At 56.7% G+C, this 3,292-nt stretch carries 4 protein-coding genes; 3 read left to right on the plus strand and 1 reads right to left on the minus strand.

Features of this window, described 5'->3' with window-relative positions; genetic code table 11:
• Window positions 1-86: 86 nt before the first annotated feature.
• Window positions 87-1,985 carry an acyltransferase family protein gene (locus QMG93_RS34830; protein WP_309299724.1) on the minus strand — a complete coding sequence of 633 codons (1,899 nt, stop codon included), beginning with the start codon at window positions 1,983-1,985 and terminating at the stop codon, window positions 87-89.
• 147 nt (window positions 1,986-2,132) lie between these two features.
• Here QMG93_RS34830 and QMG93_RS34835 point away from each other — a divergent pair, with 147 nt between their 5' ends.
• From QMG93_RS34835 to QMG93_RS34845, 3 genes are all read left to right on the plus strand, one after another.
• The gene (locus QMG93_RS34835; RefSeq protein ID WP_281944489.1) at window positions 2,133-2,612 is read left to right on the plus strand and encodes an RNA polymerase sigma factor; all 480 of its coding nucleotides are present in this window, start codon (window positions 2,133-2,135) and stop codon (window positions 2,610-2,612) included.
• Window positions 2,613-2,728: 116 nt separating this feature from the next.
• A complete protein-coding gene (locus QMG93_RS34840) occupies window positions 2,729-2,980 on the plus strand; it encodes a hypothetical protein (protein WP_281944490.1) in 252 nt (83 codons plus the stop codon).
• 77 nt (window positions 2,981-3,057) lie between these two features.
• Window positions 3,058-3,292: helix-turn-helix domain-containing protein (locus QMG93_RS34845; protein ID WP_281944491.1), on the plus strand; the 235-nt coding region annotated here is incomplete at its 3' end.

Consider the following 3,292-nt stretch of genomic DNA (forward strand, 5'->3'; position numbering starts at 1 on the left):
GGTTGACTTCACCTGAACGGTGGTTTTCTTAGTTTGTTTACGGAAAATACGCCGGCTGCTGCCCGTCGAGCCTCTGTCTCGGTACGTCACTTGGGTCCTTGAGGCTCCCGTACCGCCTTTGCCAGAAGCGACGCGTAATATTCGGCGCCTGCGGCGTTCAAGTGGACGCCGTCGGCAGCGAAGAAGGAAGCCTTGCCTGCGCTTGCGGCATGCCAATCCACAAGCGTCGTATTGGCGAAGCGGCCGGAGGCTTCCTTCAGCATGTCGTTCACCGTTCCTTCCCATGGACGAGGAACGCGTGAATTCACCAGCACGATCTGCTCCGCATCGGCGAGGGAGTGCAGCAGCGATTCCAACTGCTTCTTGGAGAACGCACCGTTCGTGCCCAGCTCGATGATGATCCGGGAGCCGAGCTTTCCTTTCGACCGGAGACGGTCGGCGACCTCCTGCGCCTGGGCCAATTGTCTTCCGACCTTGCCGTCGATGACGATACCGGGCAATTGCTTCTCCAACTGCGCAGCGGTGCCGAGCAGAACCGAATCGCCGATCGCCGTAATCCCTGCCCCCGCTTCTTCTTCAGGAGCGGCTTCCATGGCGACGGGAGGGGCGGTTTCAGCGACGACTTCGGCGGCTTCATCCGTTTTCGGACCCGATGCTTCCGTCACCGTGCCCGTCCCGTTTCCTTGATCCGGCTGGGGTGCTGGTGTCGGCGCTGGCACCGGTGCAGCGATCCCTTCACTCCCCTCGGCCAAGGCATTGGTAACGGTGGGGGGCTGTGGGCTCTCTCCCAGGCAGGAAGCAGAGATGAACAAAATGAGCAGCCCCGACACGACCCAGCGCATGCCCTGCTGCGGGAGCCGTTTCCGGTACCAGCCGAGCAGTTGCGTTCCCCAAGCTTTCATACCTCCCCGACGAATAGGCTCCTCAACGAATTTCCAAGATAAAGCCGCAAGTCCGATGGTAGCGGTCAGCTGCAGGGCGGCGCGCAACAGGCTGATTCCATCGCTGCCGCTTGCCGGACTAGTCAGGACGATAACGGGATAGTGCCACAAATAAATGCCGTACGAGCGTACGCCGAGCCAGCGCAGCGGACGGCAGCCCAGGATGCGTCCGAGCTGGCCGGACGGGTGGGCAAGCGCCGCTACCGTGACTGCCGATGCCAGAGACAACAGCACGAATCCGCCTTGATATAAGAAGGCATCGTACTGGCCGCTTCGGACGATCATCAGCAGAACGGCGAACAGACCAGCCGTCCCGGCCCAATCCACGATCCGCCTGATGCGGACGGATGTGCCGGAGGAGAGCTTTCCGCTCGGCCAGACAACTGCGAGCGCGGCTCCGATCAGCAGGCCGAAGGCTCTGGTGTCGGTTCCGTAATAAATCCGGCTCGGATCGGCGCCGGGCTCGTAAAGCAGCGCCATGGCGGCCGCCGAAGCGGCTGTGCCGAGCAGCATGGCTCCGGCAAGCCAGCCCCGCCGGGGCTGCAAGCGCAGGCCAAGCGCCAACAGCAAGGGCCACAGCAAATAAAATTGCTCCTCCACCGCAAGCGACCAGAAATGGCCGAGCGGGGAAGGGGGGCCGAAACTTTCGAAATAAGACACCTCGCGGTACACCAGCCACCAGTTGCTGACATAGGTGAGCGCCGCCAGGAAGTCTCCCTGAAGCGCAGGCAGCCGGGAGCGGTCGACCAGCCATATCCACGCCGCAACCGCCGAGAGCAGGACCAGCATGGCCGGAAGCAGCCGCCGAAAGCGCCGCAGCCAGAAGCTTTTCAGATTCAGCCGTCCTTCTCTCTGCCATTCGGCGATTAATAAATCCGTAATCAGATAACCGGACAGGACGAAAAATATCCCGACACCGAGCAGCCCGCCGGGTACCCACCCGGGGTGAAGGTGATAAGCGATGACGGCTAGTACGGCCAGAGCCCGCAGGCCGTCGATTCCGGGCATGTACCGGCTTTTTCCTTCGATCGGTGATGGCATCATTTTTCCCTCTTTCGTTAGCTCGTAGGACTTCATCTTATAGCGAAAAGAGGCGGATTTTGTAACAAAAAAGTTACATCTGCGTTGAATCGAACTATTTCCGTTTTCAAAGCGTATTTACTGTGAATACGGGAACCGGAGGATCGTTCATTGAAGGAATATTTGATCTCGGAAGAGCAATCGCGGGCTTTGTTTGAAGAACACTCTCCCTACGTTTACGGGATTGCTCTCATGATGACCAAGTCTGCCATGCTGGCCGACGACATTACGCAGGAAACCTTTTTACGCGCTTACCGGAAATTTCATTTATACGATCCCGCCAAGCCTTTGCGACCGTGGTTGTACCGGATTACGTTAAATATGGTGCGTAACACGCTTCGCAAGCAGCGGTGGCTTACCTTTTTCGGTCAAATGCCAGTTGAAGCCGGGACGGATTCCGTAGAGGATCTGATCCTAAAAAGCGAAAGTGAGCATGAACTATGGCAGGTGGTGAACCGCTTGTCTCCGAAAAGAAGAGAGGTCCTCATTTTGGTTTACTATGTCGGGTTGTCTTTGCAGGAGACCGCTTCCCTGTTGAACATTCGTCTGGAACATGCAAGTCAAGGCTGCATGCGGCGCTTGAGCGGCTAAGGAACGACGATGCGGAGAGCTATCAACTGACGTCGATCAAGGAGGGGCTTAAATGACTTTGCAGACCGATAAGAAGGGATTGGTCCACGGAATCGTCGGAGGCCGTGCAAAGCCGTTTGAAGCAGCTAGGGCCCTCCTTTACGTTTGAGGAGCTGTGGGAGCTTCACAAGCAATCCGTCGGGAAAAGCCAGCCTTCAGCCAGGGGGAGCATGACGCTGCGGAAAAAGGGGATGATCGTAGGGAACGCGGTTATTCTTTGCGCGATTCTGCTTGCGGGGATCGGCCTGTACTCCCCCAGCATAGGCGCTGCTCTGCAGAAAGTATTTTTTATCGTTAAGGCTGAGAAGACTCCCTCTTCAATAAGATAAATCAGCATCACTTGTGTACGAACGAGAACATATGTACTATAATTGTCATAAAATCACCAAAAGAGGTAAGTGCTAACATGTTGCATCATAAAGCTTTCCGCTTTCGCATCTACCCTACGGAGGAGCAAACGACGCTGATCCATCAGATGTTTGGATGCGCTCGCTTTGTCTTTAACCACTTCCTTGCGAGGTGGAACGCCACCTTCCAAGAAACAGGTAGAGGCTTGTCTTACCAGACCTGTGCAACTGGGCTGCCAGCGTTGAAAAAGGAATGGCCTTGGCTCAAGGACGTGGACAGCATTGCTTTGCAAT

The sequence above is a fragment of the Paenibacillus tyrphae genome, from assembly GCF_027925525.1.
GTDB lineage: Bacteria > Bacillota > Bacilli > Paenibacillales > NBRC-103111 > Paenibacillus_G > Paenibacillus_G tyrfis_B.